Annotated in this window: 27 protein-coding genes; 13 read left to right on the plus strand and 14 right to left on the minus strand. The window is 66.2% G+C overall.

Translation table 11 applies throughout. The features are described from left to right. Window positions 1-201: 201 nt before the first annotated feature. The 7 genes from GQR91_RS17820 to GQR91_RS17850 form a co-directional block, all read right to left on the minus strand. The gene (locus tag GQR91_RS17820) at window positions 202-1,119 is read right to left on the minus strand and encodes a cation diffusion facilitator family transporter (protein ID WP_066779372.1); all 918 of its coding nucleotides are present in this window, start codon (window positions 1,117-1,119) and stop codon (window positions 202-204) included. Then, window positions 1,116-1,724: a cation diffusion facilitator family transporter gene (locus tag GQR91_RS17825; protein ID WP_085809865.1), complete on the minus strand. Its 609-nt coding sequence runs from the start codon at window positions 1,722-1,724 to the stop codon at window positions 1,116-1,118. The genes GQR91_RS17820 and GQR91_RS17825 overlap by 4 nt, the downstream gene beginning before the upstream one ends. Continuing rightward, window positions 1,721-4,948, minus strand: a complete 3,228-nt coding sequence (locus tag GQR91_RS17830; protein WP_085809866.1) for an efflux RND transporter permease subunit — start codon at window positions 4,946-4,948, stop codon at window positions 1,721-1,723. The genes GQR91_RS17825 and GQR91_RS17830 overlap by 4 nt, the downstream gene beginning before the upstream one ends. Window positions 4,949-4,951: 3 nt before the next feature. After that, on the minus strand, window positions 4,952-6,124 hold the full coding sequence (locus GQR91_RS17835; protein WP_085809867.1) for an efflux RND transporter periplasmic adaptor subunit: 1,173 nt from the start codon (window positions 6,122-6,124) through the stop codon (window positions 4,952-4,954). Further along, entirely contained in the window at window positions 6,121-7,386 is a 1,266-nt protein-coding gene (locus GQR91_RS17840) for a TolC family protein (protein WP_085809868.1), read from the minus strand. The genes GQR91_RS17835 and GQR91_RS17840 overlap by 4 nt, the downstream gene beginning before the upstream one ends. 63 nt (window positions 7,387-7,449) lie before the next feature. After that, on the minus strand, window positions 7,450-7,785 hold the full coding sequence (locus GQR91_RS17845; protein ID WP_066779386.1) for a hypothetical protein: 336 nt from the start codon (window positions 7,783-7,785) through the stop codon (window positions 7,450-7,452). Between the two features lie 19 nt (window positions 7,786-7,804). Then, window positions 7,805-8,467: a cation efflux transmembrane domain-containing protein gene (locus GQR91_RS17850; protein WP_085809869.1), complete on the minus strand. Its 663-nt coding sequence runs from the start codon at window positions 8,465-8,467 to the stop codon at window positions 7,805-7,807. 68 nt (window positions 8,468-8,535) lie between these two features. On the opposite strand from GQR91_RS17850, the gene GQR91_RS17855 reads away from it, so the two are divergent. Both GQR91_RS17855 and GQR91_RS17860 read left to right on the plus strand, forming a co-directional pair. Next, complete coding sequence (locus GQR91_RS17855) at window positions 8,536-8,967, plus strand: MerR family transcriptional regulator (RefSeq protein ID WP_235904173.1); 432 nt, start codon at window positions 8,536-8,538, stop codon at window positions 8,965-8,967. 32 nt (window positions 8,968-8,999) lie between these two features. Further along, on the plus strand, window positions 9,000-9,632 hold the full coding sequence (locus tag GQR91_RS17860; protein ID WP_085809871.1) for an SOS response-associated peptidase family protein: 633 nt from the start codon (window positions 9,000-9,002) through the stop codon (window positions 9,630-9,632). 7 nt (window positions 9,633-9,639) lie between these two features. Here the strand turns inward: GQR91_RS17860 and GQR91_RS17865 are convergent, their stop codons facing one another. From GQR91_RS17865 to GQR91_RS17875, 3 genes are all read right to left on the minus strand, one after another. Continuing rightward, window positions 9,640-10,932: a Fic/DOC family protein gene (locus tag GQR91_RS17865; RefSeq protein ID WP_085809872.1), complete on the minus strand. Its 1,293-nt coding sequence runs from the start codon at window positions 10,930-10,932 to the stop codon at window positions 9,640-9,642. A 2-nt stretch (window positions 10,933-10,934) separates the two neighbouring features. After that, window positions 10,935-11,192, minus strand: a complete 258-nt coding sequence (locus tag GQR91_RS17870) for a hypothetical protein (RefSeq protein ID WP_041043231.1) — start codon at window positions 11,190-11,192, stop codon at window positions 10,935-10,937. Between the two features lie 127 nt (window positions 11,193-11,319). Further along, window positions 11,320-11,706: a DUF3768 domain-containing protein gene (locus GQR91_RS17875; RefSeq protein WP_041043230.1), complete on the minus strand. Its 387-nt coding sequence runs from the start codon at window positions 11,704-11,706 to the stop codon at window positions 11,320-11,322. Between the two features lie 291 nt (window positions 11,707-11,997). Between GQR91_RS17875 and GQR91_RS17880 the strand changes: the two genes are divergently transcribed. The 7 genes from GQR91_RS17880 to arsH all read left to right on the plus strand — a co-directional run bounded on the left by GQR91_RS17880 (window position 11,998) and on the right by arsH (window position 16,342). Next, window positions 11,998-12,657 carry a hypothetical protein gene (locus GQR91_RS17880; RefSeq protein ID WP_058733676.1) on the plus strand — a complete coding sequence of 220 codons (660 nt, stop codon included), beginning with the start codon at window positions 11,998-12,000 and terminating at the stop codon, window positions 12,655-12,657. 69 nt (window positions 12,658-12,726) lie between these two features. Continuing rightward, complete coding sequence (locus GQR91_RS17885) at window positions 12,727-13,209, plus strand: hypothetical protein (protein ID WP_149683457.1); 483 nt, start codon at window positions 12,727-12,729, stop codon at window positions 13,207-13,209. A 72-nt stretch (window positions 13,210-13,281) separates the two neighbouring features. Then, complete coding sequence (locus GQR91_RS17890; RefSeq protein WP_041043227.1) at window positions 13,282-13,614, plus strand: ArsR/SmtB family transcription factor; 333 nt, start codon at window positions 13,282-13,284, stop codon at window positions 13,612-13,614. Between the two features lie 11 nt (window positions 13,615-13,625). Beyond that, complete coding sequence (arsC, locus tag GQR91_RS17895) at window positions 13,626-14,069, plus strand: arsenate reductase (glutaredoxin) (protein WP_149683458.1); 444 nt, start codon at window positions 13,626-13,628, stop codon at window positions 14,067-14,069. Between the two features lie 4 nt (window positions 14,070-14,073). Next, window positions 14,074-15,153 (plus strand): ACR3 family arsenite efflux transporter, encoded by a 1,080-nt coding sequence (gene arsB / locus GQR91_RS17900; protein WP_058733679.1) that lies wholly within the window; start codon window positions 14,074-14,076, stop codon window positions 15,151-15,153. Beyond that, window positions 15,150-15,587, plus strand: coding sequence for an arsenic resistance N-acetyltransferase ArsN2 (gene arsN2 / locus GQR91_RS17905; RefSeq protein WP_052490788.1), 438 nt, complete (start codon window positions 15,150-15,152; stop codon window positions 15,585-15,587). The genes arsB and arsN2 overlap by 4 nt, the downstream gene beginning before the upstream one ends. Continuing rightward, the gene (gene arsH, locus GQR91_RS17910; RefSeq protein WP_149683459.1) at window positions 15,587-16,342 is read left to right on the plus strand and encodes an arsenical resistance protein ArsH; all 756 of its coding nucleotides are present in this window, start codon (window positions 15,587-15,589) and stop codon (window positions 16,340-16,342) included. Before arsN2 ends, arsH begins: the two co-directional genes overlap by 1 nt. Window positions 16,343-16,533: 191 nt before the next feature. Here the strand turns inward: arsH and GQR91_RS17915 are convergent, their stop codons facing one another. Together GQR91_RS17915 and GQR91_RS17920 are read right to left on the minus strand one after the other, a co-directional pair. Further along, entirely contained in the window at window positions 16,534-18,372 is a 1,839-nt protein-coding gene (locus GQR91_RS17915) for a ParB/RepB/Spo0J family partition protein (protein WP_149683460.1), read from the minus strand. 41 nt (window positions 18,373-18,413) lie between these two features. Continuing rightward, a complete protein-coding gene (locus GQR91_RS17920; protein WP_071838556.1) occupies window positions 18,414-18,605 on the minus strand; it encodes a hypothetical protein in 192 nt (63 codons plus the stop codon). A 519-nt stretch (window positions 18,606-19,124) separates the two neighbouring features. Between GQR91_RS17920 and GQR91_RS17925 the strand changes: the two genes are divergently transcribed. Next, window positions 19,125-19,763, plus strand: a complete 639-nt coding sequence (locus GQR91_RS17925) for a hypothetical protein (RefSeq protein WP_149683461.1) — start codon at window positions 19,125-19,127, stop codon at window positions 19,761-19,763. 126 nt (window positions 19,764-19,889) lie between these two features. Here GQR91_RS17925 and GQR91_RS17930 read toward each other — a convergent pair whose 3' ends face one another. Both GQR91_RS17930 and GQR91_RS17935 read right to left on the minus strand, forming a co-directional pair. Beyond that, complete coding sequence (locus GQR91_RS17930) at window positions 19,890-20,084, minus strand: hypothetical protein (protein ID WP_058733683.1); 195 nt, start codon at window positions 20,082-20,084, stop codon at window positions 19,890-19,892. A gap of 199 nt (window positions 20,085-20,283) precedes the next feature. Further along, complete coding sequence (locus tag GQR91_RS17935; RefSeq protein ID WP_085809874.1) at window positions 20,284-21,198, minus strand: ArdC family protein; 915 nt, start codon at window positions 21,196-21,198, stop codon at window positions 20,284-20,286. A 331-nt stretch (window positions 21,199-21,529) separates the two neighbouring features. Here GQR91_RS17935 and GQR91_RS17940 point away from each other — a divergent pair, with 331 nt between their 5' ends. The 3 genes from GQR91_RS17940 to GQR91_RS17950 all read left to right on the plus strand — a co-directional run bounded on the left by GQR91_RS17940 (window position 21,530) and on the right by GQR91_RS17950 (window position 23,032). Continuing rightward, window positions 21,530-21,859 (plus strand): hypothetical protein, encoded by a 330-nt coding sequence (locus tag GQR91_RS17940; RefSeq protein WP_211368834.1) that lies wholly within the window; start codon window positions 21,530-21,532, stop codon window positions 21,857-21,859. A gap of 256 nt (window positions 21,860-22,115) precedes the next feature. Continuing rightward, entirely contained in the window at window positions 22,116-22,601 is a 486-nt protein-coding gene (locus GQR91_RS17945) for a helix-turn-helix domain-containing protein (protein WP_041043290.1), read from the plus strand. Continuing rightward, a complete protein-coding gene (locus GQR91_RS17950) occupies window positions 22,598-23,032 on the plus strand; it encodes a type II toxin-antitoxin system PemK/MazF family toxin (protein WP_235904175.1) in 435 nt (144 codons plus the stop codon). Before GQR91_RS17945 ends, GQR91_RS17950 begins: the two co-directional genes overlap by 4 nt. The last annotated feature ends 120 nt before the right edge of the window (window positions 23,033-23,152 follow it).

Consider the following 23,152-nt stretch of genomic DNA (forward strand, 5'->3'; position numbering starts at 1 on the left):
CGCTTCACTGTTTCACGCCAGGGCCGCGTAGGAGACGGAAGGGCGACCCGCAGCGCAGCCGCCCTCCCTCGAACGCCATCCATCGTTCTACCCATCTCCCTCGCGATCGTCGCCAAGGGCTGCCGCGCGGCAATTCGCTGGCGAAGCTCCGCGTCGGCTTCTTCCGTCCAGCGCCGCGGCTTCCTTATCGTCACCGCACGCTCACGGGTGCAGGTGCCCGGTATCCTCGCACTGCTCAGCCGCGGCCTCGGTCTGGATCGTACAATGCTCGATCCCGAACCGACTATGGAGCATGTCCGCAACCGACTTCCTGATCGCATCGGCGTCAGCACCCTCGGCAAGCGTGACGTGTGCGGTGCAGTTGATGTCGTCCGAGGCCATCGACCAGACATGGAGGTCGTGGACGCCAGCCACGCCGGACAGGCCGGCGATGCCGGCACGCAACTCGGGCAGCTTGATCCCTCCAGGAACGCCCTCGAGCAACACGTTGGTCGTGTCCCGGAGCAGCACCCATGTTCGGGGCAGCACCCATAAGCCGATCCCCACCGCGACGATCGGATCGACCCACGTCCAACCGGTGAACCGGATCGCGAGCGCACCCGCGATCACGCCTACCGACCCGATCATGTCGGCCCAGACCTCAAGGTAGGCGCCCTTGACGTTCATACTCGCATCCTTGCCCGACGTGAGCAGCTTCATGGATATGAGGTTCACCACCAGGCCGATCGCGGCGACGATCATCATCCCGGTCGACTGGACCGCCTCGGGCTGGCGGAAGCGCTGCACCGCCTCCACCAGCACGTAGATCGCCACACCGAAGAGCAGCAGGGCGTTGAAAGCAGCGGCCAGGATCTCGAACCGCTTATAGCCGAACGTCCGCTTGTCGTCGGCCGGCTTCTGTCCGAACCGGATCGCGAGCAGCGCAATCACCAGTGCTGCCACGTCTGTCAGCATATGAGCTGCGTCAGATAGAAGCGCGAGGCTGTTGAAGACGAACGCACCAACAACCTCGGCAACCAGATAGGCGGTCGTGAGCGCCAGCGCCCAGCTCAGCATCTGGGCATTCGCGCCAGCGGTGTGGTCGTGGGCATGCCCCCCATGGTCATGGCCTGCGCTCATTGATTGGCTCCTTTCGTGCCCGCGTCCGAGCGAGCGTCTCGCAGGATTTCGAGGCCGCCTTTCACCGCGATAGCGGCAACAGCGATGCCGACGATAAGGTCAGGCCAGTTCTGGCCCGTCCAAACGACGATCACGCCGGCTAGAATGATGCCCCCATTGGACACGAAGTCGTTGAGGCTGAAGGTTGTCGCAGCGCGCATATTCACATCGGGCTCGCGCAATCGCTTCAACAGCCACAAGCAAAGCCCGTTAACGACCGCCGCGATGATCGCCATCCCGATCATAGTGGGGCCGATCGGCTCGCTTCCCGAGAAATAGCGCCGCCCGGCATCGAGCAGCACACCCGCGGCAAAGAGCAGCAGCAGGATGCCCGATGTCACCGCGGCCCCCCGCTTCCACGCCTGTGAGCGCGAGAGGGCAAGCAAGCTGATGATGTAGACGATGCCATCGGAGGCGTTGTCCAAGCCGTTTGCGATCAGGGCGCTGGAATCCGCCATGACGCCGGACACCCCGAAGCCTGCCGCCAGGCCCAGATTGAGCAACAGGACTATCCAAAGCGTCCGGCGCTTCTCGGCCGTGTCGAGGTCGAAGCTCTCTTCGCTCATGCCGGCACCTTCTCGTCAGGAGCGGCAGTTTGCCGATCGCTTTCCGGGACCGGCAGCTCTCGGCTGCCGAAACGGGCATAGAGCGTCGGCAGCACGAACAATGTGAGCAGCGTCGCGGATATGAGGCCGCCAATAACCACGGTTGCGAGCGGTTTTTGCACCTCGGCGCCCGCTCCATGTCCCAGCGCCATCGGTACGAAACCGAGTGAAGCCACAAGCGCAGTCATCGCGACAGGCCTGAGCCGGGCCAGCGCGCCTCGATGCGCCGCAGCCGCGCGATCCATGCCATCGCGCATCAGGTCATGGATGGACGTCACCATGACCAACCCGTTGAGAACTGCGATGCCGGATAGCGCAATGAAGCCGACGGCCGCGGAAATGGAGAAGGGCATCCCGCGCAGCACAAGCGCGAGCACCCCTCCCACCAGCGCCAGAGGGACGCCGGTGAACACAATCAGCGCATCCCGAACGGAGCCGAGCGCCCCGTAGAGCAGCAGCATGATGACCACGAAACAGATCGGCACCACGATAGCGAGCCGGTCCCGAGCGGACGCAAGGTTCTCGAACTGGCCTCCCCATTCGAGGTACGTCCCTGCCGGCAGCTTTACCTGAGCGTCGATTGCCGCCCGGGCATCGGCAACGACGCCCGCCACGTCGCGGTCACGGACGTTCGCCTGCACCACCACGCGCCGCTTTCCGTTCTCCCGGCTGATCTGGTTGGGACCATCGACGACAGCGATATCGGCGACGGTCGACAGCGGTACGAAGCCACCACCGGCAGTCGGTACCGGCACCTGAGCGACCGCCGTGAGGTCCGAGCGCGAGCTTTCGGCCATTCGGATCATGACGGGAAAGCGGCGATCCCCCTCAAAGATCATGCCAGCCTGCCGACCACCGATCGCTGCGGCAACCGTGTCCTGCACGTCGCCGGCGGTTACGCCGACGCGCGACATGGCGGTGCGGTTCGGCCGGATATCGAGCATCGGCAGGCCCTCGGTCTGTTCGACCCGCACGTCTGCGGCACCCCGGGTCCGGCGAAGGATACCGGCGATCCGGTCCGCGGTCGCATTCATCTCGCCAAAATCGTCGCCGAACACCTTGATGGCGATGTCGCCGCGCACGCCCGCGATCAGCTCGTTGAACCGCATCTGGATCGGCTGGGTGATCTCGTAGGCGTTGCCGGGGAGGGTGGAGAGACGCTTCTCCAGACGCTCCACAAGCTCTTCCTTGGAGAGACCTGGATCGGGCCACTGCGCCTTCGGCTTCAGGATAACGAAGGTGTCCGTGGCGTTCGCTGGCATCGGGTCCGATGCGATCTCGGAGGTGCCCGTGCGCGAGAAGGCGAAGCGGACCTCCGGCACCTTGGCCAACGCCTTCTCGACCTGGAACTGCATCGCCTGGCTTTGGTCGACCGACGTGCCCGGGATCCGCACGGCCTGGACGAGGATATTGCCCTCGTCGAGCTGCGGCAGGAACTCCTGCCCCAAGGTGGTGAAGGCGACACCGGCGAGCGCCAAAGCGCCGACCGCAATGCCGATGGTGAGCGTCGGGCGACGCATCGCCCCATCGAGCCCCGGCTCGTAGCGCTGTCGAAGGAACGTCACGGCCCGGCTTTCCTTCTCCTCCACCCGCTTGCTGAGCCAAATGGCGATCGCCGCGGGCACAAAGGTCAGCGACAGGATGAAGGCGAACACGAGTGCGATGATGACGGTGAGCGCCATTGGCTCGAACATCTTGCCCTCGACACCGGTGAAGGTCAGCAAGGGCGCATAGACCAGGATGATGATCGCCTGCCCGTAAACGGACGGACGGATCATCTCGCGGGCGGACGCGGCGACCAGCCCGAGCCGCTGTTCCATCGTCAGTTCGCCGTCCCGGCCATGCTGGGCTTCGGCAAGGCGCCGCAATGCGTTCTCGACGATGATGACGGCACCGTCCACGATCAGGCCGAAGTCGAGCGCGCCGAGGCTCATCAGATTGGCCGAAACGCCCGCCTCCAACATGCCGATGCTGGTGAGCAGCATCGTGATCGGGATGACGAGAGCCGCGATCAGCGCCGCCCGGAAGTTGCCGAGCAAGGCGAACAGGACGACGATGACCAACAGCGCGCCTTCGGCGAGATTGCGGGCGACCGTCGATATGGTGGAGTTCACCAGCTCGGTGCGGTTCATCACCGGTTTCACGACAACGTCGACCGGCAGCGAGCGGCCGATCTGGGTCAGCCGTTCGGCGACCCCGGTCGAGACGGTACGGCTGTTCTCGCCGATCCGCATGACGGCGGTCCCGACGACCACCTCATGGCCGTTTTCGGACGCGGAGCCCATGCGCAGAGCCTGGCCGGTCCGAACTGTTGCGATCTGGTTGAGCAGGATCGGCACACCCTCGCGGGTGGCGACGACGGTTCGGGCAAGCTCGTCGGCGTTGCGCACGCGCCCGTCGGAGCGGACAGAGAGCCCTTCGCCGTTACGGTTGACGACACCGGCGCCGGCGCTGGTGTTGTTGCGCTCCAGCGCCGTGGTGAGATCCTGCAGCGTCAGCCGCATTGCGGCCATGCGCTGCACGTCGGGGACGACGAGATATTCCTTGGTGTACCCGCCAAGGGAGTCGACCCCCGCCAGTCCCTCCGTGCTCTTGAGCTGCGGCGTGACGATCCAGTCCTGGACAGTGCGCAGGTAGGTGGCCTTGTCGGCCTCGCTGACGAGGTGATCGCCTTCCGGCGTGATGTAGCTGCCGTCGCGTTGCAGACCGGGCTCACCGTTGCGGTGATGGACCTGATCCAGTTCACGGTACTCGACCGTCCACATGAAGATGTCGCCGAGCCCGGTCGCGATCGGCCCCATTTCAGGGTTTACGCCCTCGGGAAGGTCTTCCTCCGCAGTCCGCAGCCGCTCCGCCACCTGCTGACGGGCGAAGTAGATATCGGTCTTCTCGGTGAAGACGGCCGTGACCTGGGCGAAGCCGTTGCGGCTGAGTGAACGGGTATATTCGAGGCCAGGGATGCCGGCGAGCGCGGTTTCGACCGTGAACGCGACCTGTTTCTCGATCTGGTCGGGGGAAAGGGCAGGGGCGACGACGTTGATCTGCACCTGGTTATTGGTGATGTCGGGAACGGCGTCGATCGGGAGTTGGCGCAGCGCGCCTATCCCGAGCAGCGCAGCGGCGACGGTGAGAAGCAGGACTAGCCAACGCTTCTCGACGGAGAGGGTGACGATGCGACCGATCATGGTTCAGTCCTCGTCCCCGCCTTCGCCCTTGCCGAGTTCGGCTTTGAGCGTGAAGCTGTTGGTGGAGGCGATCCGCTCCGAACCGGTCAGCCCGGACGTCACGACGACCTGGCCGCCGTTGGTGCGCCCCAATGTCACCGGCGTTGCCCGAAAGCCGGTCGGGGTCCGCACGAAGACGAACGACTTGTCCTCGATCATCTGGACCGCAGCCGACGGCACGGCGACGGTACGGTCGCCGGTTGCCGGAACCAGGATGGAAACATTGACCGTCTCGCCAACGCGCCAAGTGCTGCCGCCATTGTCGAGGGTGACGATCACCGGCACCAAGCGCGTCGTCTCGTCCAGAATGGGCGAGACGAACGTGACGCGCCCTTCCTGACGGCGCCCCGCCGCTGTTACCTCGACGCGGGCACCGGGCTTCACCCGGCCCGCATCGCTGGGCACCAGCGAGGTCGCAACCGTGATCTTGGAAAGGTTGGCGACCCGGAAAAGCTCGGCGTCGGCTGCAACGGTCTGCCCGAGCGTAGCCGAGCGCGCGATGACCTGACCGGCGATTGGTGAGCGCACTGCGATGCGGTTGAGCGCACCGCCCCCGCTGCCGGTCGCGGACAATTGCTGCTGCGCTAGGCGAAGCGCGATGCTGGCTTCGGTCGCGGCGGTCCGCGCCGCGACAAGATCCTGTTCCGGCGAGACGCGCTCGGCGAACAGGCGCTGCTCACGACGAAGGTTCGTTTGCGCGAGGGCGGCACGCGCGCGAGCGGCCTCCACCTCTGCCTTGAGGGAGGCTGCTTCGCGGCTCTCGATAACGGCGAGCGGATCGCCGCGACCGACAGGCTGGCCGAGATTGCGGGTCAGCGAGACGAGCCGCCCGCCCACCGATGCCGATACCACCTGCACGCCTTGCGGATCGCCTTCGATCGTTGCCGAAAGCTCGATCGCACCAGCCTCCCCGCCGACCGTTGGCCGCGTGACCTCGATCCCGGCGTCCGCGATCTGCTGCGCGGAGAGGATGACGGCATCCTTTGGACCTTCTTTGGCCTCGCTGGCCTCGGCACCTTCGGCCTTCTCGGCTCCGACCTTCTCGCCGGCTTCACCGCCGCTGCCGGTCCCGCCGCATCCCGCAAGGATGAGGGCCAGCGTCACGGGCGCCAGCGCCCGCTTGATGTTCTTCGTCATTGATTGTTTTCCTCAGGAGAGGGCGCGGCGGCAACGAGCCGTTCCAGGCGTGCCTTTGCGTCATGATAGGTGGCGAGCGCGTCGATCGCGGCGGTGCGCGTCTCGGACAGGGTCCGCTCGGCATCGAGCAAGTCGAGCTGGCCGAACTTGCCCTCGCGGTAGCCGATCCGGGCGATGCGCGCAGCCTCGGCAGCCGACGCCAGCACCGGACCGCTCGCATTGCGTGCGGACGTGGCGGCGTTCGCCACCTCCGCCTGGGCGTTCGCGATGTCCTGCGCCGCGTCCAGCTCGGCGGCACGCCGCAGGGCCTGCGCCTGGTCGCTCTGGGCGCGCGCCTGGGCGATGGCGGCTTTGCCGTTGTTGAAGACGGGAAATGGGATGGAGACCCCGAACACCGCGGCGACGTCGTTGGTAGCCTCGAGCCGTCGTGCGCTGGCGCTCAACGTCACATCGGGAATGCGCTGCGATCGGGCGAGCCGGACCTGTGCCTCGGCCGTCGTCGCGTCGGCACGGGCGGCCGCCAGTGCCAGCGTACCACCGGGTTCGATCGGCCGTGCCGGTCCAAAGCCCTCAACACGATCATACCATGCGAGGTCGAGCGGCCCGGTCACGGGCTGGCCGATCCGACGCGCGAGATTGTCCCGCGCCACCTCGGCAAGCCGCTGGGCACGTTCCACCGCCGTCTCTGCGTTGATACGCAGCACATCGGCACGCTGCTGTTCGAGCGGTGACGCACGCCCCGCCTGCACGCGGACACCGGCTGCGCGGAGCGCCTCCCGGGCGATACCGGCCTGTTCGCGAGCTGTGACGAGGCGGCGTTCGGCCGATGCTGCCTGAATGTAGAGCTGGGTGACGGCGAGCCGGAGGTCGGCCTCGGCCAGCGCCGTTCCGATCCGCGCCCGATTGCCGATCGCCTCTGCGACCGCGATCCGGGCCGACCTCTTGCCGCCCAACTCGATCGGGAGCGCCAAGCCTGCAGTCGTCTCCGCACTGCGGAGGCCACGATATTGGCCGCTGCCGGCGATGTTCTCGGTTTCGGCAACGATCGACGGGTTGGGGCGATAGCCGGCGACGGTCCGGCCCGCCTCGGCCGCCCTGACCCCTGCTGTGGCGGCTTCGAGACTGGGCGCGGTTGCGCCGGCGAGCGCCAGCGCCCGCTCCAGCGTGAGCGGGGGACTGGTCGATGCCGGCTCAGATGATTGCGCGTGCGCGATCGACGCGCACGACGCCACGGCCAATAAGGCCGCAATGAAACGGGACATGGTGACGAACTCCTGACGAACCTGGATTGCCGCGCGGGAAGCTCCCGGCGGATTAGGCGCTTGTCAGGCTTGGGGAGGTCGCAGAGCTGGGTCCGATGACATCCGTGCCATCGGGTCGTCGCTCCACGCGGCAGGCGCCATGGGCAGCCCGCTCACGGAGGCGACACGACCAGCCTCGAACGGAACACCGATATGATGGCCGTGGCAGCTGCCATGATGGTGCGGGTAGGACTTGTCGGCATCGGCCGGCACCTGGTCCCCGTCGCCATCGCTATGTTCAAGCGAGCTGGCAGCGGCCGTATCGACGCATCTCACGCCTTCGGTCGCATGCGCGACCGATCCCAGCCCAAGCGACAGCACGAGCATGAGACAGAGGAACAAGGCGGAAAGCCGATGCATCGGCCTTCGCCTTAGCAGCTTAGCGAACGCCATGTAACGGCTGCCTGTAAGTGGAAGGGGCAGGCGTGGAAGCGTATCGCAGTTCGGCCCGCGCCTGTCGCATGATCTGGAATCCACCCGACAGACCGAGCACGGCCATCAACGCGGCCACCACTAGATCGGGCCACGCGCTGTTCAGCCCGAAGACGCCGCCTGCGGCCAGCACCACGGCGACATTGCCGATCGCATCGTTGCGCGAGCAGATCCACACCGAACGCATGTTCGCGTCCCCGCTGCGGAAGCGATACAGCATCACCGCGACCACGGCATTCGCGATCAGCGCCGCAATCCCCACGACGCCTATGACCTCGGCATGGGGCACAGCGCCGTGGAGCGCACCCCACCCCGCCGCGAGCAGAACATAGAGCCCGAGCAGGGCAAGCGTCGCTCCCTTCAGCATCGCTGCGCGCGCGCGCCAGGCTATCGCCATTCCGGCGACACCAAGGCTGATGGCGTAATTGGCGGCGTCACCGAAGAAGTCGAGCGCGTCGGCCTGGAGCGCTTTCGACCCGCCCGTGATCCCTGCGACGATCTCGATTGCGAACATACCGCCATTGATCGCGAGCGCGATCCACAGCGCGCGCCGCCACTTCGGGTCGTTGAGGGTGCCCGCCTTATCAGACGCGCAGCTCGTGCAGGCCATTTCGCCACCTCGATAGAATCGATCTGGCAGCCTATATGCACCCTCTAGTCGCTAGAGGGTCAAGCACTGTGTCTGAGAAACTGACGATCGGGAAGCTGGCCTCGGCGACGGGCACAAAGGTCGAGACGATCCGCTATTACGAGCAGATCGGCTTGCTGCCGGCACCAGCGCGGTCGGCCGGAAATTACCGGACCTACGAGGGCGAGCATCTGCGGCGCCTGTCCTTCATCCGTCGGGCGCGCGATCTCGGCTTCTCGATCGACCAGGTCCGGGAGTTGATGGCGCTCGCCGATCGTCGCGAACAATCCTGCATGGCCGTGGACGTGATCGCCAACCAACATCGGGATGCGATCACGCGGAAGATCGCCGACCTGACGGCGCTCGCGGGCGAGCTGGACGTGCTGATCGACTCCTGTAGCCGCAACACCGTGGCCGACTGCAGGATCATCGAAGCCTTGGGTCCCAGCGCGGAGGTCGAGGAGTTCCCGGTGGCTCGCTAGGCGAAGTCGATCGGATCGGTATATCTGAGGTCATGTGCAACCGCGCTCGCATGTCGAATGAGCCCGAAACCCTATGGGGATCGGCCGCGAAGCTGTTTAGCGAGCGGCCCCGCGACAACCGGTTTGACCCGCGCGAGCTGCGCCCCAAGAGCCGCAACTATGTCATCCGCGAACAGGGCGGGGAGCGAGCCTGGGACGTGATGACCTGGGACGTGCTCGGCGGGAAGGCGGCGTGGCCGATGACCAACGTGCGCCAGCTCGGCCTCCCGCAATGGCGCAGGCTGGCAGAGAAGCCGGAGAACCGCTGTCTGGTGCCGTTGACCGAGTTCTGCGAGTTCACGCCTGACAAGCACGATCTGGGCGACGGCAAACCGCCGCTGAAAGGGGAGATGTGGTTCGGCGTGACCGACCAGCCTGTATTCGCCGTCGCGGGCTTCTGGCAGCGTGTCGAGGGCGGGAACGGCTTTACGATGGTGACGTGTGACCCCAACACGCTCGTCGCGCCGATCCACCCGAAGGCGATGATTACGATCCTCGAACCTGAGGACATCGATACCTGGTTGCGCGGTAGCTATGACGAGATCGTCGCGCTGCAGAAGCCCTATGACCCCGCCAAGATGACGGTGAGGGGACCAGTCTTCCCGACCCGACGCCCCGAACGCTAGGCGAAGCCTAGCGGCTCCGATCCTTCCCGCGATCCGGGGGCGGTGTACCCGGTGAGGAAGGCGGGGCGGACGCCCCTTCGAGCGCGGCCCCGATCTTGATCCGGTCGGCGACAAGCTGGCGAGTGGATTCCCCGACCGTGTTGACCATGCGCGCGCTTTCGCCGCGCTCGCGCGCCTTCTGCATGGCGTCGTCGACGATCGTCTGGGCGGGCGCGAGACGTGGGTCGGCGTGGTTCTTCTCGGCCGTGTTCTTCAGGAACAGCTCGGCGAGCCGCTCCTGGCCTGGCGAAGCCCCAGGCGGCAGGATCGGCCGCTCCAGCGAGCGAACGGCGCGCTGGAGCTGCGCTGGCTGCTGCGAATTGATCTGGACGCCGAGAGCCGCGCCGATCTCGCGGACGCGCTCAAGCGGAGTCTGCTGCGGGGTGATGACCGCATCGACCTGACGCACGCCAAGATAGGTGAGAAGGTGTGACTGGTAGATCGGGCCTTTGGCGTGGCGGACATAGGCCAGCTCGGTGCGGGCGTTGGCGATGACCGGGGAGGGGGCGCCTTCTCGAATGAGGCTGCGTAGCCGGTCGGCCGCCTGCTGGCGGGCGGCCGGGAGATAGCGATCCAGTTCCTCGCGGGCCTTGGTCAGCGTCACCCGGTAGCGCTGCCCTTCGGGCGGCGCACGTTGAGGCAGCAAGGCTATCCCGGCGGGACCGATCCGCGCTTCGGGCGCAAGGTCGCGACGGATCGCCGCCTCGGCGAGCACCGCGGCCATAGGCCGATGATCGCCGGTGAGGAAGCCATGCCGGGACGCGTCCATCCACGCGGTCTTGTCGATCGAGGCGATCCTGATGGGATGGCCGGCATCGCGGGCGAGCTGCGCCGCGTGGTGGCGCATCGTCCGCCCGTTTCCCTCGCGGAAAGGGTGGATGGCATTGATCTCGTTGATGTGGTTGCCGAGCCGGTCGAAAAACTCGTCGCGGGCGAGGCCCTTCAGCGCATCGCCCGCCCGCGTATCGGCAAACCGCTTATCGAGCTCGCGCGCGATGTAAGGCACGTGCGCGAAACTGGAGCCGCCCTTGGCGATATTGACGGTGCGATCCTGACCCGCCCAGTCGTAAAGGTCCTGGAAGAGGTGCCGATGTAGGGCGCGATAGCCGTCCGTCGTCGCTGGAAAGGTGAGGCGCGCGGCTTCTGCGCCGCGCGCCAAGGTCAACCTCCGCTCGGCCTCCATGAGGGTCTTGTCGTCCGTGATCCCAAGCCGGTTCCGGAGCGTGTCGGTCCCCGGATAGGTGTAGGGATCGTCTGCCAAGGTCAGGCCGCGATCTGGTGGGTTCCTGGCTTGTAGAGGCCGAGGATGATGGACGGCATGAGCGAAGGGGGAACACCCTCATCGAGCATCATGGCGAACATGGCATCCTCGTCGCCGGTCGGCGTCATGTCCTCGATGACGAGGTTGGCGCGCGCCTCTGCTACGTCCTCGCGCCAGAGCGCGATCTGCTCGGGGGTGCCACGCTCAAAGTCCATGGAGCGGATGCGCTCGCGCAGCGTGTCGAGATTGATCTGGGCCATCGCGTCATCCTTTCGCCGTTAACCCTACGCGCTCCCCCGCGATTTCTCAACAAATCACGTTGGCGCAGGTCCGTTTCGGCACGGTTGATCCGCGCTCAATCGAGCGCGGATCGCTACGCCACAGGCGTTAGTATTCGCTGGCCAGCATGATCGTCAGCACCCGTTTAGTCTGCTCGGGATTCCACGGAGCGTCACTGCCGTAGGTGAGGCTCGTGTCGTAGCAGTCGATCTTCCAGAACACCGTCTGCACAACCGCCTTTGCATCGTCCGGACGGTCCTGCGTCCACGCGCCGGTTGCGAGCTTATAGATCGCGCCGAAATCGTGCTCGCCATGAGGGTCGTTGTTGCCATCGAACTTCGTGAACCGGGTGATCGCGACCAACGCGGCGAAACGGTCCAGCTCGGGGAGGGCCTGGAATCCCATCGTAACGTTGGCGAGGCTCGCGAGGCCAGGGTGGGTACGCGCCGCATCGTTGAGACGCCGGATGGTGTCGATCTGCTCGGGAGTCGGCATGGGTGATCCTCCTTGTTGGCATGGGCCGCAAGGCCGTTCGGCCTCACGGCCCTGCCTGTCCGGCGAGGACGGGATGGGGAGGGGAACGAGAATCTTGGTAAGCTGGCGCGGGCGAGCCGCCCTAGCGCGGCCGGCACCGACGGGGCCGGGCGCCGCGCTTGGCGGCTTACACGGGCGGCAAGATTGTCGTTCGGGAACGAAAGGGCGGCGCCCTTGGCGTTCCCCGGCGCGGGTCGCCCCGCGCCAGACAAACGGATAAGGTTCGGGAGGGGACTTCGGGGGGAAGCGCGAATGTCGAACTGGGCGGAGCGGGCGTCGGCGTCGTTGCTACCGCTCAGCCGCGCGAGCACCCTTGGCGCCGCGCTCAAGGAGTGGACCTATACGGGGCGCTTCTTCGACCTCGAAGCGGCGGACGGCACCTGCGAGCTGTGCGGGCAGCAGGAGCTTCGCTACCATTTCGAGATCGAGAACGACGGCACGTCCGCGTCGTTGCTGGTCGGCTCCGAGTGCATCAAGCGCTTCGAGATCGCCGGCATTGACGAGCAAGGGCGACGGCTCGATGCACGCGATACGGGAAAGCTGGTGGACCGTCACCGCCGCGGCCTGGTGGAGGACGCGCGCAAGCAACGCGTCATGACCGCGCTGCTCAAGCTCGGTCGCAAGGCACCCGACTTCGACGCGCAGAACTTCATCGCCTTCGTCGACGACAAAGGTGCGTTCACCCCCAACCAGGTGGCGATGATCTTCTGGCGGCTCGGCTCGGCCGGGGTGGAGTATCGCCCGGCCGACTGGAAGGTGCGGCTGCGCCGCGACAGCGATATCGGCCAGCTCCGAACGATGAAGCCGGCCGCTTTCAAGCGAGTCATGGCGGCGCTCACCGCGGCGCAGCGGCGCCGGATCGACGAAATCGAGGCTCGCTTAGCTCAGTATGGGCAGCGCTGGCGCGAGTGATGTGCCGCCCGCGGTGCGGACCGTGATTTTCTGCTTTCGTTCCGCTCGGCCCTGACTCATAGAATCGTCATGCCGATCATGCCGGAACATCGCTGGCTGTACCCGATCGACTGGCCCGAGCTGTCCAGGCTGATCCGGTTCGGCCGCGCTAAAGGCCGCTGCGAGCATTGCCGACGGCCGCACGGTGCGCGCGTCTTCCATCTTGGCGATGGTCGCTGGTGGGATGCCGATCGCCGACAGTGGCGCGACGGGCGGGGACGGCGCATCCGTGTCGTCGGGGCAGACGTCGCCGCGATCGTCCGGCTCACGCGGGTGTATATCGCCTGCGCGCACCTCAATCACGACCCGACCGACAATGCGCCGCGCAATCTCGCCGCGCTCTGCCAGCGCTGCCACATGATCCACGACGCGGCCGAGCATCGCCGGCGCCGGTGGTACAACGCCTATCGCAGGCGTGCGCTGGGCGATCTTTTGGCTCTGCTCGATGGGCTGCCGACGATCGGGGCGAGGCAGGGTGTGCCACGTGGCACACCTGCGCGTCACACCGCCTAAGCCCCCCATTCACTCGAACCGCGGTAAGGGAGAAGGCCTATCGCTCTTTGATATATCTGCTATGCTGGATATATGGAAAACGAGTTAGCGATCGCGGCACTGGGGGCGTTGGCGCAGGGCACGCGCCTCGACGTGTTTCGTCTGCTGGTGCGGCACGAGCCTGACGGGTTGGCTGCAGGCGAGATCGCCCGCCGGCTGGATGTGCCGCAGAACACGATGTCGGCGCACCTTGGTATTCTGGCCCGTGCCGGCCTCGTTCGCTCCGAACGGCACAGCCGGTCGATCATCTACCGCGCCGACCTCGACGGGCTGCGCGCGCTAACGCTGTTCCTCGTCAAGGATTGCTGTGCCGGCAACGCCGAATTGTGCGGGCCGCTCATCGCCGAACTCGCTCCCTGCTGCTGAAAGGACGCCCCATGAGCCGGACTGACTCGGTCGTCGACATCGTCATCTACCACAATCCCGAGTGCGGCACGTCGCGCAACGCGCTCACCATGATCCGCAATGCCGGCATCGAGCCGCACGTGGTCGAATATCTGAAGACCCCGCCGTCGCGCGCGCTGCTGGTCGAGCTGATTGAGCGGGCGGGCATCTCGCCGCGCGAGCTGCTGCGCGAGAAAGGCACGCCCTATGCGGAGCTGGGGCTCGGCGACACCACACTGTCCGACGAGGCGCTGGTGGACGCGATGATGGCGCACCCGATCCTCATCAACCGCCCGCTGGTCGTCTCACCCTTGGCCGTGAAGCTCTGCCGCCCGTCCGAAGCCGTCCTCGATCTGTTGCCGAGCGGGCAGCTCGGCGCGTTCGCCAAGGAGGACGGCGAACAGGTGGTGGACGCGTCCGGCGAGCGGGTCGGCTGAGCCCATGTCGACGATCGCCCCTGTCGCCGGACCTGCGCCGGCGCGCGCCGGCATCGGCACCTTCGAGCGCTACCTGACGCTCTGGGTGGCGCTCTGCATCGTTGCCGGCATCGGCTTGGGGCACCTTTTGCCCGGCCTGTTCGCGCGCGTTGCCTCGGCCGAGGTAGCGCGCGTCAACCTCATCGTCGCGGTGCTGATCTGGCTGATGATCGTACCGATGCTGCTCAAGATCGACTTCGGCGCGCTCGGGTCGGTCCGCCAGCATTGGAAGGGGGTGGGCGTCACACTGTTCATCAACTGGGCGGTGAAGCCCTTCTCGATGGCAGCGCTTGGCACATTGTTCATCGGTTGGCTGTTCGCGCCGCTTCTGCCCGCAGGGGAGGGGCCGTCCTACATCGCTGGCCTGATCCTGCTCGCTGCGGCACCGTGCACGGCCATGGTGTTCGTGTGGTCGAACCTGTGCGAGGGCGAGCCGACCTACACGCTGTCCCAGGTCGCGCTGAACGACGTCATCATGGTGTTCCTGTTCGCGCCGCTCGTCGGGCTGCTGCTCGGCGTCGCTTCGGTGACGGTGCCGTGGGACACGCTGCTGATCTCGGTGATGCTCTACATCGTCGTGCCAGTCATCGCCGCCCAGCTCGTGCGCCGTGTCGTGCTGACGAACGGCGGACAAGCCGCGCTCGACCGGCTGCTCGGTCGCTTGGGGCCGGTGTCGCTCGTCTCGCTGCTGGCGACGCTCGTCCTGCTGTTCGGCTTCCAGGGTGAGGCGATCGTGGCGCAGCCGTTGGTGATCGCACTGCTTGCGGTGCCGATCCTCATCCAAGTCTATTTCAATGCAGGTCTAGCCTACTGGCTCTCGCGCCGCTTCGGCGTTGCCTGGTGCGTGGCGGCGCCTGCGGCGCTGATCGGCGCATCCAACTTCTTCGAATTGGCCGTGGCGGCCGCGATCTCGCTGTTCGGGCTCAAGTCGGGCGCGGCGCTGGCCACGGTCGTCGGCGTGCTGGTCGAGGTGCCCGTGATGCTGTCGGTCGTCTCGATCGTGAAAGCATCCCGGGGCTGGTACGAGCGCGGGGCGCACGCATGACCGGCCTCCGCGTCACGTGTCTCGCGCCGGGCGAGCTGGATGATCTGGCCGGCGCGCTGGCAGCCGCCAAGCTGCCGACCGCCGATCTCGCCGAACCCGGCCGCGCCTTCGTCCGCTTCGACGACGACGCTGGGTTGGTCGGGTTCGGCGGGATCGAGGGCGAAGGGTCGGACCGCCTGCTCCGCTCGCTGGTGGTCTTGGCCGATCGCCGGGGCGCCGGCATCGGCGGTGCGATGCTGGCGCTGCTTGAGGGCGAGGCGCGCCGGCTCGGCGCCGAGCGGCTCCACCTTCTGACCGACACCGCGGCGCCATTTTTCCGGGTGAACGGCTATGCAGAGGCCGATCGCGCTGCGGCGCCGCCTGCGGTTGCCGCCTCGCGCGAGTTCACCGCGCTCTGCCCGGCGTCGGCCACCTTTCTCGTGAAAGCTCTTTGATGCCGCTTCGTACGCTCACCGATCCCGACCTCCTGCCGGCACTCGATCCAGCCTATATCCGCGCGCGGCCCGCCACAGGGCTCGGGCCGCTTGATCCGGCACCTCGGATACTCCTGCTCTACGGCAGCTTGCGTGAGCGCTCCTTCTCGCGGCTCGCCACGGAGGAAGCGGCACGCCTGCTGCAGTTATTCGGCGCGGAAACGCGGATCTTCGATCCCTCGACACTGCCGCTCCCCGACCAAGTGGCCGGAGACGATCACCCGGCCGTCCATGAGCTGCGCGAACTGGCGCTGTGGTCCGAGGGCCAAGTCTGGTGCAGCCCGGAACGTCACGGCCAGATCACCGGCATCATGAAAGCGCAGATCGATCACCTGCCGCTCGAGATGAAGGGCATGCGCCCGACCCAGGGCCGTACGCTCGCGGTGATGCAGGTGTCTGGCGGATCGCAGTCGTTCAACGCCGTCAACACGCTGCGGCTGCTCGGCCGCTGGATGCGGATGTTCACGATCCCGAACCAGTCGTCGGTCGCGATGGCCTACAAGGAGTTCGACGAGACCGGACGCATGAAGCCGTCGAGCTATTATGACCGCATCGTCGACGTGATGGAGGAGCTGGTCCGCTTCACGGTCCTGCTACGGCCACACGCGACGCAGCTCGTAGAACGCTACTCGGAGCGCAAACAGGCCGGCGTGCCGGTCGACACGACGACGGACCTGTCGAGCATCGCGACCGCGCCACAAGGCCGCTGGCGGTGAGCCGCACCACCCGATCGGCAAGGAAGTCGCCACGGCGCCGCCCGACCTCGTGTCGGGCGGCGCGACGCGGACCTGAAAGGGCAGCCGGCGCGCCAGCCCGCCAGGGCTGGCGCGCCGGGGCGACGGGCCGCCTTGCGCTCGTCAGGAGAGGAAAGGGGGTCCGATTATCACCGGACCCCCAGCTTTGCTGTTCAGGCCGTTTCCTCGTCGATCATGCCCTCCTGCTCGCTGCCGTTCTCGTCCATGTCGGCGTCGCATTCCTCCGGCTCGCGCTCCGCTCGGTCAAAGGCACCGATCCGCAGCGGGGCGGGAAGCCAATGGGCGGGCAACCGCTCGGACACGTTCACGGCAAGGTCCGCCTTCTTCTTGATGGTGGCGCAATTCTCGGCACTCGACGCGCCCACTTCCTCGCGCAACAGGTCGATCATCGCAGCACGGCGCATCTTGTCGAACAGGCCGATGGGGGCGGTCCAGCGCGACGCGATGTTCACGCCGCTCGCGCGCACGATCTGCTCGAATTGGTGGTGGCGCTGGCCGGGGGAGCCGCCCGCGAACACCGTGCCGTCCACCGTCATCGCGACAAGCCCGGCCAGCAACGCCATCTTGTCGTCGCTGCCCATGGCACGGATCGCCTCGAACCGGCCTTCGGCGGGAATGGCGGCGAAACGGGTCGCCATCATGTCCTCCACGGCAAGAACGTCGCTCGTCGCCATCAACTCTTGCGCCACGTCGGTCGCGACGGCCTTGGCCTGAACCTCGATCGCCATCTGGTGGCTGTGCGCGCCGTGGAGCAACTGGCCCGCGAGGCTGTCGAGCACGATGTCGAGTGCCAGCGCCGGGTCGGCCGCGACCGCCTCCTGCACGACCCGTGTCTTAATGCGCGTGAGGTCGGCGAACAGGCTGTTGCTGTAAAGCGGGACGGGACCGTCGTGGTTCGCCTTCGGTTTCGGCTCGGCCTTGGCGCGGTAGAAGCTCTTGCCCAGTGATCCGTCATGCGACACCCAAAGGGCCACGCCGCCCACCGCAACCTGCTCGCGATTAAAGGCGCGCAAGCCTTCGGTGATCGCGTCGCGCTCGTCCGATAGCGGGTCGATCCGCTCGCTGTCCTCGCCCTCGGCCTCTGCGATGGCCTCGATCTCGGCGTCGATCGCGGTAAGCCTCGTCGCCTCGTCGTGGGTCGGCTCGCGCGTCGCCGGGTACATGCTGCCCTTCATATAGAGGTCGTAAGGGCGTTCGAGCGCCGCACGGACTTCGTGCCACCCGATAGCGCGATACTCGTCCGCGAGTGCGTCCAGCTTCTCTTCTGCCAGTTCTCGCACAAGCTCGGGATCGTCCGCAAAGCCTTCGGCCCCTTGGCTGAACAGGTCGACCGTGATCGTACCGCCTTTGGCCTCGTAAGCCTCCCGCCCGACGAACAGGAACGGGCCGCTGGTGGTGTCCACCTTCTCGGTGGTGAGCATCCGGCGGATAGTGTGCGCGTGGCCGTTCGCGGCCTTCCAGACCTTCATCTGCTGGCTGTGATCGTCGGTGAGGGTGAGCGCACGTGCGGCCTCAAGGCTCAACTGATCCTTGGCGATCAGGTCGATCAGCGCCGGGGCAAGCGCAGACAGGCGGAGCATCTTGTAGACGAAGCTGACCGCCTGACCGAACCGGGCCGCAATCTCCTCGGCGTCCATGCCCGTGTCGCGGAGCGCGGCGAAGGCGCGGATGCTGTCGGCAGGGTGCATGTCCTCGCGCTGGAAATTCTCGGCGAGCGACAGTTCGATGGCTTCTTCCTTGGTCCGCAACTCAACCGGGAAGGTGTCGCTGCTTTTGATCCGCTTGCGCTTCACCAAGATTTTGAGCGCGCGGTAACGCCGCCCTCCGGCAAAAACCCACAACAGCCCCTCGTCCTCATAGGCGACAAGGTTCTGCAACAGCCCGTGCGCTTCGATGTCGTCGGCCATCGCCTCGACGGCGGACGGCTTCACGCGGCGCTGGTTGAGCGGGGAAAGGCGAAGCTGGGCGAGCTTGGGATGGATGATAGCCATGATGATGCTCCGTGATCTGGATGGATTTGACTGGGAGGGGGTCAGCCTTCGAGGCTCGCGAGTTCGTCGAACTCGGCCGAGGCGCGCTTCGCGCTGCCGCCTGCGTAGGTGACGCCGGTGCGCGGATAGAAGAACACGCGCTCGCCCTTGCGGTACGGGGTGCCGTCGGCGCTGGTGCCGGGGGACTTCGCGCGCTTCCAATAGGGATCGCCGGTGTATCGGGTGTAAGCCATTGTCCTTTCTCCTTCTTTCGAGGCGCAGCCGGTTGCCGCTGCAACCGGGTCTGCCTCTCCGGCGAGGAGCGGGATGGGGAGGGAGGAGCGAAATCGATGGCCTGGCGCGGGCAGGCCGCCCTAGCGCGGCCGGCGCCCCACAAGGGCGCCGGGTGCCGCGCTCGGCGGACCACACGGGGCTGTCGATTTTGCTTCGGGAACGAAAGGGCAGCAGCCCTTGGTGTTCCCCGCGCCAGCGGGCCTCCGGGGGAGGGCCGCGGTGCCCTGCCAGCGACGTCCGCGCCGCTGGGCGCGGCCATAGGTGTGCCACGTGGTACACCTTACGCGAGGATCGTCACCCGCTCAGGGCCGAGACGCCGGCACGGTGGCTCGGTCGGCGCAACGCGCCGATAGAGCCGTGCCCGGCAGGGTCGCGCCCGACCGGGATCGTTGCCCCGAAAAGCGCTTTGCACTGGGCAGGTTGCTCAGCAAAACAGCGCGCTGCCCTTGGACGGGTGGGAACTGACCAGGCGAGAACGAATGACCCCGATCGAGAGGATCTATTTTACATCGCGGATCATCCACGGCGATTTGAGTTCGGCAGATGGTGAACTGTCAGGTCAGCTCGGTCCTGCGGGCACGTGGGTTCCGTTCATCAAAACGGCCCTGATGGCGCTCGGGAACCTTGCCGATTTGGAAGGACTGATGCGCTTCATATACCGGGACGCACCAGAACTCGCCGACCAGATGAAAGCGATCGACGCCGACCTTCAGTTTGCGAAATACCTCCGCAATGTCTTCGGGGGTCATCTCAACGAGGCGCTGATCGCCAAAGCCTATGAGTGGCGGCCCGAGCTGCGGATGCTCCCCGATATTCGCGAGCTGAACGGCACCGTGATGCTCAACGTGTTTGTGCTCGAGACAGCGATCAACACCTATGTCGCGCAGGATGGCCACCACGGCATGTTCTCATCCGAAACGGATCTCGTGTACCCGCCCGATATGGAGCGGTTCTGCACATGGCTTTCCACCACAGTTCGGGCCGCCATTCGGATTTGCGACATGCTCGGCGAAATTACCCATGCCTCAGTGACGCCGCTGGGCGAGCAAGCCGATATGTTCGAGGCGTACAAGGCTGCCGGGCTGACCGCCTTCGCTCGGATCAGGAAGGGCCGGTAAGGCTCGCTCACCCTGTGCTGCGCGTCGCGAGACGACAAGAAAGGGCGCGCGCCGGTGCCGCGAAGCGAAGCCGGCGCGCGCGCATAGGAGCCTGGAGCGACCCTCGGGGTCGCTCCAGACCGTTCCCTAGTCGGCGTCACCATCGTTGATGGCATCGCACGCGGCTTGGCAGGCTTCGCGGCTGCCATAGGGGCCGATATGCGGGGTGTTGTTGTCGTCGACGCCCCACCAGCCCTTGTCGACATGCCGCCCGCTGTCCCGCATCAACGAGCGGGTCCCGCCACCAATGTGGATCGGATCGAGTGTACCTTTGATCGACATATGCTTCGTCCTTCTATGCCCGTGATTGGGCGCACAGAACCGCGCGAGACCCGCGAATTGGGCGTCGCTCTACCGACCGAAAGCATCCGGTCGGCGCGGTTCGATGATTGATTTACAAGTGTCGATTTCGCGCACGCCCGGGACGGTCGGGAGAACAGGAACGCGGCCCGTTTCACGAAAGATCGGGGCCGCGTATCCATCACGCTGCGACCGACATCGCCGCGTTGCTCATCCGGCTGAGCAGCCAGTCCGCGGCGGCCTGCGCTTGCGTCGCGGCGGTGAAGATGCACCGTTTGTCGTTGCGGAGCGCCTGCAGCCAGCTCGCCAGATAGGCCGCGTGATCTTCCCGGTCGTGGAGCTTGATGCCGATCGCGCCGCTGACGAATGCCGCACCCAGCTCGGCCACCAGTTCCTCGCGGGCGTAATCCTCCCGCTTCGTGGAAATGAGGGTGGGGCGGGCGAGCCGGTCCACGTGGCCGGTTGCGTGGCAAAGCTCATGGGCAAGCGTCGAATAATAGTCGTCCCCGGTGTGGAAGTCGGCGAACTCGGGCATGACGACGTGATCGCCGCTCGGCTGATAATAAGGCTGCGATCCGTGGTGCCGGACGGTGACGGGAACGCGGGCAAAGAGGGTGTCCAACTCCGCGTCGCGTTCGTGGGGATTGGTCGCGGTGAGGATCGGCGCGGGGGCCGGATACTTCGCCTCGATGCCGTCGATCTGCTCGGCATTGAAGACGGTGTAGCGCTTGAGGAATGCTACCTGCCGCTTGCCATCGTCGCTGGCTTCTCCGCCCCTGTCGGCGTCCACCTCGATCGTGTTGGCATAAACGACGGTTGAGCCCTTCTCGCCCTTGCGGACGCACCCGCCGAGCGCGAGCGCCTGCTTGAAGGTCAGCCAATGCGGCGAGGCATAGCCCTTTGTCATGGCCGCTACCCAAAGGGTCAGGACGTTGATGCCGCGATAGGGAACGCCGGTCGAGCGCAGCGGGATGTTGGGGGCGGTGCTGCCGTTCCACGATTTCGACCAAGGCCGGGTGCCCGCCTCGATCATGGCGATCATCTGGTCGGTGATCTCTTGGTAGATGTCAGCTCGGTTGTCGGTGATCCGTGCCATGGTCTCTTCCTTTCCCTCGAGGCTGAAAGCCGGTCGCAACAGCAACCGGCTCTGCCTTTCCGGCGAGGAACGGGATGGGGAGGGAGGGCGAGAATCTGGTCCCTGGCGCGGGCGAGCCGCCCTAGCGCGGCCGACGCCCCGAAGGGCTTCGGGTGCCGCGCTTGGCGGATTACACGGGGGGCCTGATTGTCGTTCGGGAACGAAAGGGCAGCCGCCCTTGGTGTTCCCCGCGCCGGCGGGCCTCCGGGGGAGGGCTGCGGCGCCGGCGAGCCTGTGCCGGGCCAACGGCCCGTCCTTTGCCGCATGGCATAGTCTTGGCAGCGGGCGTGCTTTGCGCGATCTGTTGATGGATGATCGGCACAACGCCGTGACGGAGCGACAGCGCGTGACCAGCATTCGGATCCTGCACCGCGACCCAACCGGCAAGGTCTTTGACGGGGGCGTCGAGTATGGGGTGGAGCAGTTTGCCGGCCAGGTGCCCGCGATCGGCGACACGATCCTCGATCCCGGCGTGATCGCGGGTCAGGATCGGAACGATCCGCAAAATCGGTCGATCTGGACGGTCGTCGGCCGTGTGTTCAACCCGAGGGACCGGGAAGACACGGTGGCACTGATCGTGGAGAGTCGGGACGGCAACCTCGCCGACGAAGCCTTCGCGTGAAATTCACGGCCGAGGGGGAGGTCGTTGCGGCTCCCCCCTGCGGTTACTCGGTTGATACGCCATGGGTATGCCCTGAGTGACGTCTACATGGGCACTGGCTATACTTTGCAGGGCCGCTGCGGCTCCCGGCCGGAGCCCTGAGAGGCGCCCCCCCGGGCGCCCTTGGCGCCTCACGGGGGCGGCGCTGGGGGCTCCCCCTCAAACTTGAACCCCCTACGCGCGAGGGGCATATCCGCCGGGAGAAAGGAATAGCCCCATGGCGGCCAAGAAGCAAACTGACAGCAGCTCCGATCTGCGAACGAACGAGAAGAAGTGGACCAAGCCGCTGATGGATGCGGGTTGGACGGCGCTGCCGAGCGTCATCATCGAGAACCAGCGTCAGCTTGGTCTCGAACCGCTCGATCTCAACATCGTGCTGTATCTGGCGAGCAAATGGTGGACGGCGGAAGGGAAACCTTACCCGTCCAAAAGCACCATGGCGCAAGCCATGAACGTCCACCCGCGTACGATCCAGAAGCACATCGCGAGTCTGGAGGCTGCCGGATACATCCGGCGCGAAGAGCGCCGGACCGACCAGGGGAGCCGGACGAACATCTACCATCTCGACGGACTGATCGAGGCGGCCAAACCCTTTGCGGATGAGAAGCTCGCGGAAATCAAGGAGAAGTCCGAGATCAAGAAGATCCGCCAGAACCGAAAAGGGGCTCCCAAGCTGCGCCTGGTCAAGGATGATGACGCGTGAACGCGCATGTCCAGCAGCCGCCGCCCTATGTGCCCCCGCGGGTGACGTCGGCACCGAGCATCCGGCAGCTCTATTGGTGCGACTTCCCGCAGGACGCGCAGCTTCCGGAGTTCTGGAAGCGGCGGCCTGTGGTGATCGTTTCGTTCAAGAACACGCTGCACGGCGCCGTCACGGTCGTCCCCTGCTCGACGCAGGCGCAGCCGGGCAACAAGTGGGCTTTCCCGTTGCAGACAACGATCGACGGTCGGGCAGCGTTCGCGATCTGCGACAAGCTCACGACGGTTGCGGTTAGCCGACTCCTCCCGGACAAGGGCGGCATCGCGCGGATGCCCGTGCCCGAGTTCGATGACATGCTGCGCCTGGTGCTGAAATGGCTACCGGTGCCCTCGGCACCGGTAACGCAGGGAGAGGCTCCGCCCCCCGCGGCTTAAGGGCCGCCCGCCCCCTGTCAGATTTTAGTTGAATCCTAACTGATCGGTTTCTACATGGGGAGCACTCGCGGCCTCCCCCTGTGGGAGTGTCCGTTTCCCGAGAGGGAACTAAACGGCCAG

This window comes from Sphingomonas carotinifaciens (assembly GCF_009789535.1).
GTDB lineage: Bacteria > Pseudomonadota > Alphaproteobacteria > Sphingomonadales > Sphingomonadaceae > Sphingomonas > Sphingomonas carotinifaciens.

Coding starts and splice junctions, on each gene's coding strand:
- GQR91_RS17820 (WP_066779372.1), bottom strand. CDS start 1,119: ATGAGCGCAGGCCATGACCATGGGGGGCATGCCCACGACCACACCGCT.
- GQR91_RS17825 (WP_085809865.1), bottom strand. CDS start 1,724: ATGAGCGAAGAGAGCTTCGACCTCGACACGGCCGAGAAGCGCCGGACG.
- GQR91_RS17830 (WP_085809866.1), bottom strand. CDS start 4,948: ATGATCGGTCGCATCGTCACCCTCTCCGTCGAGAAGCGTTGGCTAGTC.
- GQR91_RS17835 (WP_085809867.1), bottom strand. CDS start 6,124: ATGACGAAGAACATCAAGCGGGCGCTGGCGCCCGTGACGCTGGCCCTC.
- GQR91_RS17840 (WP_085809868.1), bottom strand. CDS start 7,386: ATGTCCCGTTTCATTGCGGCCTTATTGGCCGTGGCGTCGTGCGCGTCG.
- GQR91_RS17845 (WP_066779386.1), bottom strand. CDS start 7,785: ATGCATCGGCTTTCCGCCTTGTTCCTCTGTCTCATGCTCGTGCTGTCG.
- GQR91_RS17850 (WP_085809869.1), bottom strand. CDS start 8,467: ATGGCCTGCACGAGCTGCGCGTCTGATAAGGCGGGCACCCTCAACGAC.
- GQR91_RS17860 (WP_085809871.1), top strand. CDS start 9,000: ATGTGCAACCGCGCTCGCATGTCGAATGAGCCCGAAACCCTATGGGGA.
- GQR91_RS17870 (WP_041043231.1), bottom strand. CDS start 11,192: ATGGCCCAGATCAATCTCGACACGCTGCGCGAGCGCATCCGCTCCATG.
- GQR91_RS17875 (WP_041043230.1), bottom strand. CDS start 11,706: ATGCCGACTCCCGAGCAGATCGACACCATCCGGCGTCTCAACGATGCG.
- GQR91_RS17880 (WP_058733676.1), top strand. CDS start 11,998: ATGTCGAACTGGGCGGAGCGGGCGTCGGCGTCGTTGCTACCGCTCAGC.
- GQR91_RS17885 (WP_149683457.1), top strand. CDS start 12,727: ATGCCGATCATGCCGGAACATCGCTGGCTGTACCCGATCGACTGGCCC.
- GQR91_RS17890 (WP_041043227.1), top strand. CDS start 13,282: ATGGAAAACGAGTTAGCGATCGCGGCACTGGGGGCGTTGGCGCAGGGC.
- arsC (WP_149683458.1), top strand. CDS start 13,626: ATGAGCCGGACTGACTCGGTCGTCGACATCGTCATCTACCACAATCCC.
- arsB (WP_058733679.1), top strand. CDS start 14,074: ATGTCGACGATCGCCCCTGTCGCCGGACCTGCGCCGGCGCGCGCCGGC.
- arsN2 (WP_052490788.1), top strand. CDS start 15,150: ATGACCGGCCTCCGCGTCACGTGTCTCGCGCCGGGCGAGCTGGATGAT.
- arsH (WP_149683459.1), top strand. CDS start 15,587: ATGCCGCTTCGTACGCTCACCGATCCCGACCTCCTGCCGGCACTCGAT.
- GQR91_RS17915 (WP_149683460.1), bottom strand. CDS start 18,372: ATGGCTATCATCCATCCCAAGCTCGCCCAGCTTCGCCTTTCCCCGCTC.
- GQR91_RS17920 (WP_071838556.1), bottom strand. CDS start 18,605: ATGGCTTACACCCGATACACCGGCGATCCCTATTGGAAGCGCGCGAAG.
- GQR91_RS17925 (WP_149683461.1), top strand. CDS start 19,125: ATGACCCCGATCGAGAGGATCTATTTTACATCGCGGATCATCCACGGC.
- GQR91_RS17930 (WP_058733683.1), bottom strand. CDS start 20,084: ATGTCGATCAAAGGTACACTCGATCCGATCCACATTGGTGGCGGGACC.
- GQR91_RS17935 (WP_085809874.1), bottom strand. CDS start 21,198: ATGGCACGGATCACCGACAACCGAGCTGACATCTACCAAGAGATCACC.
- GQR91_RS17945 (WP_041043290.1), top strand. CDS start 22,116: ATGGCGGCCAAGAAGCAAACTGACAGCAGCTCCGATCTGCGAACGAAC.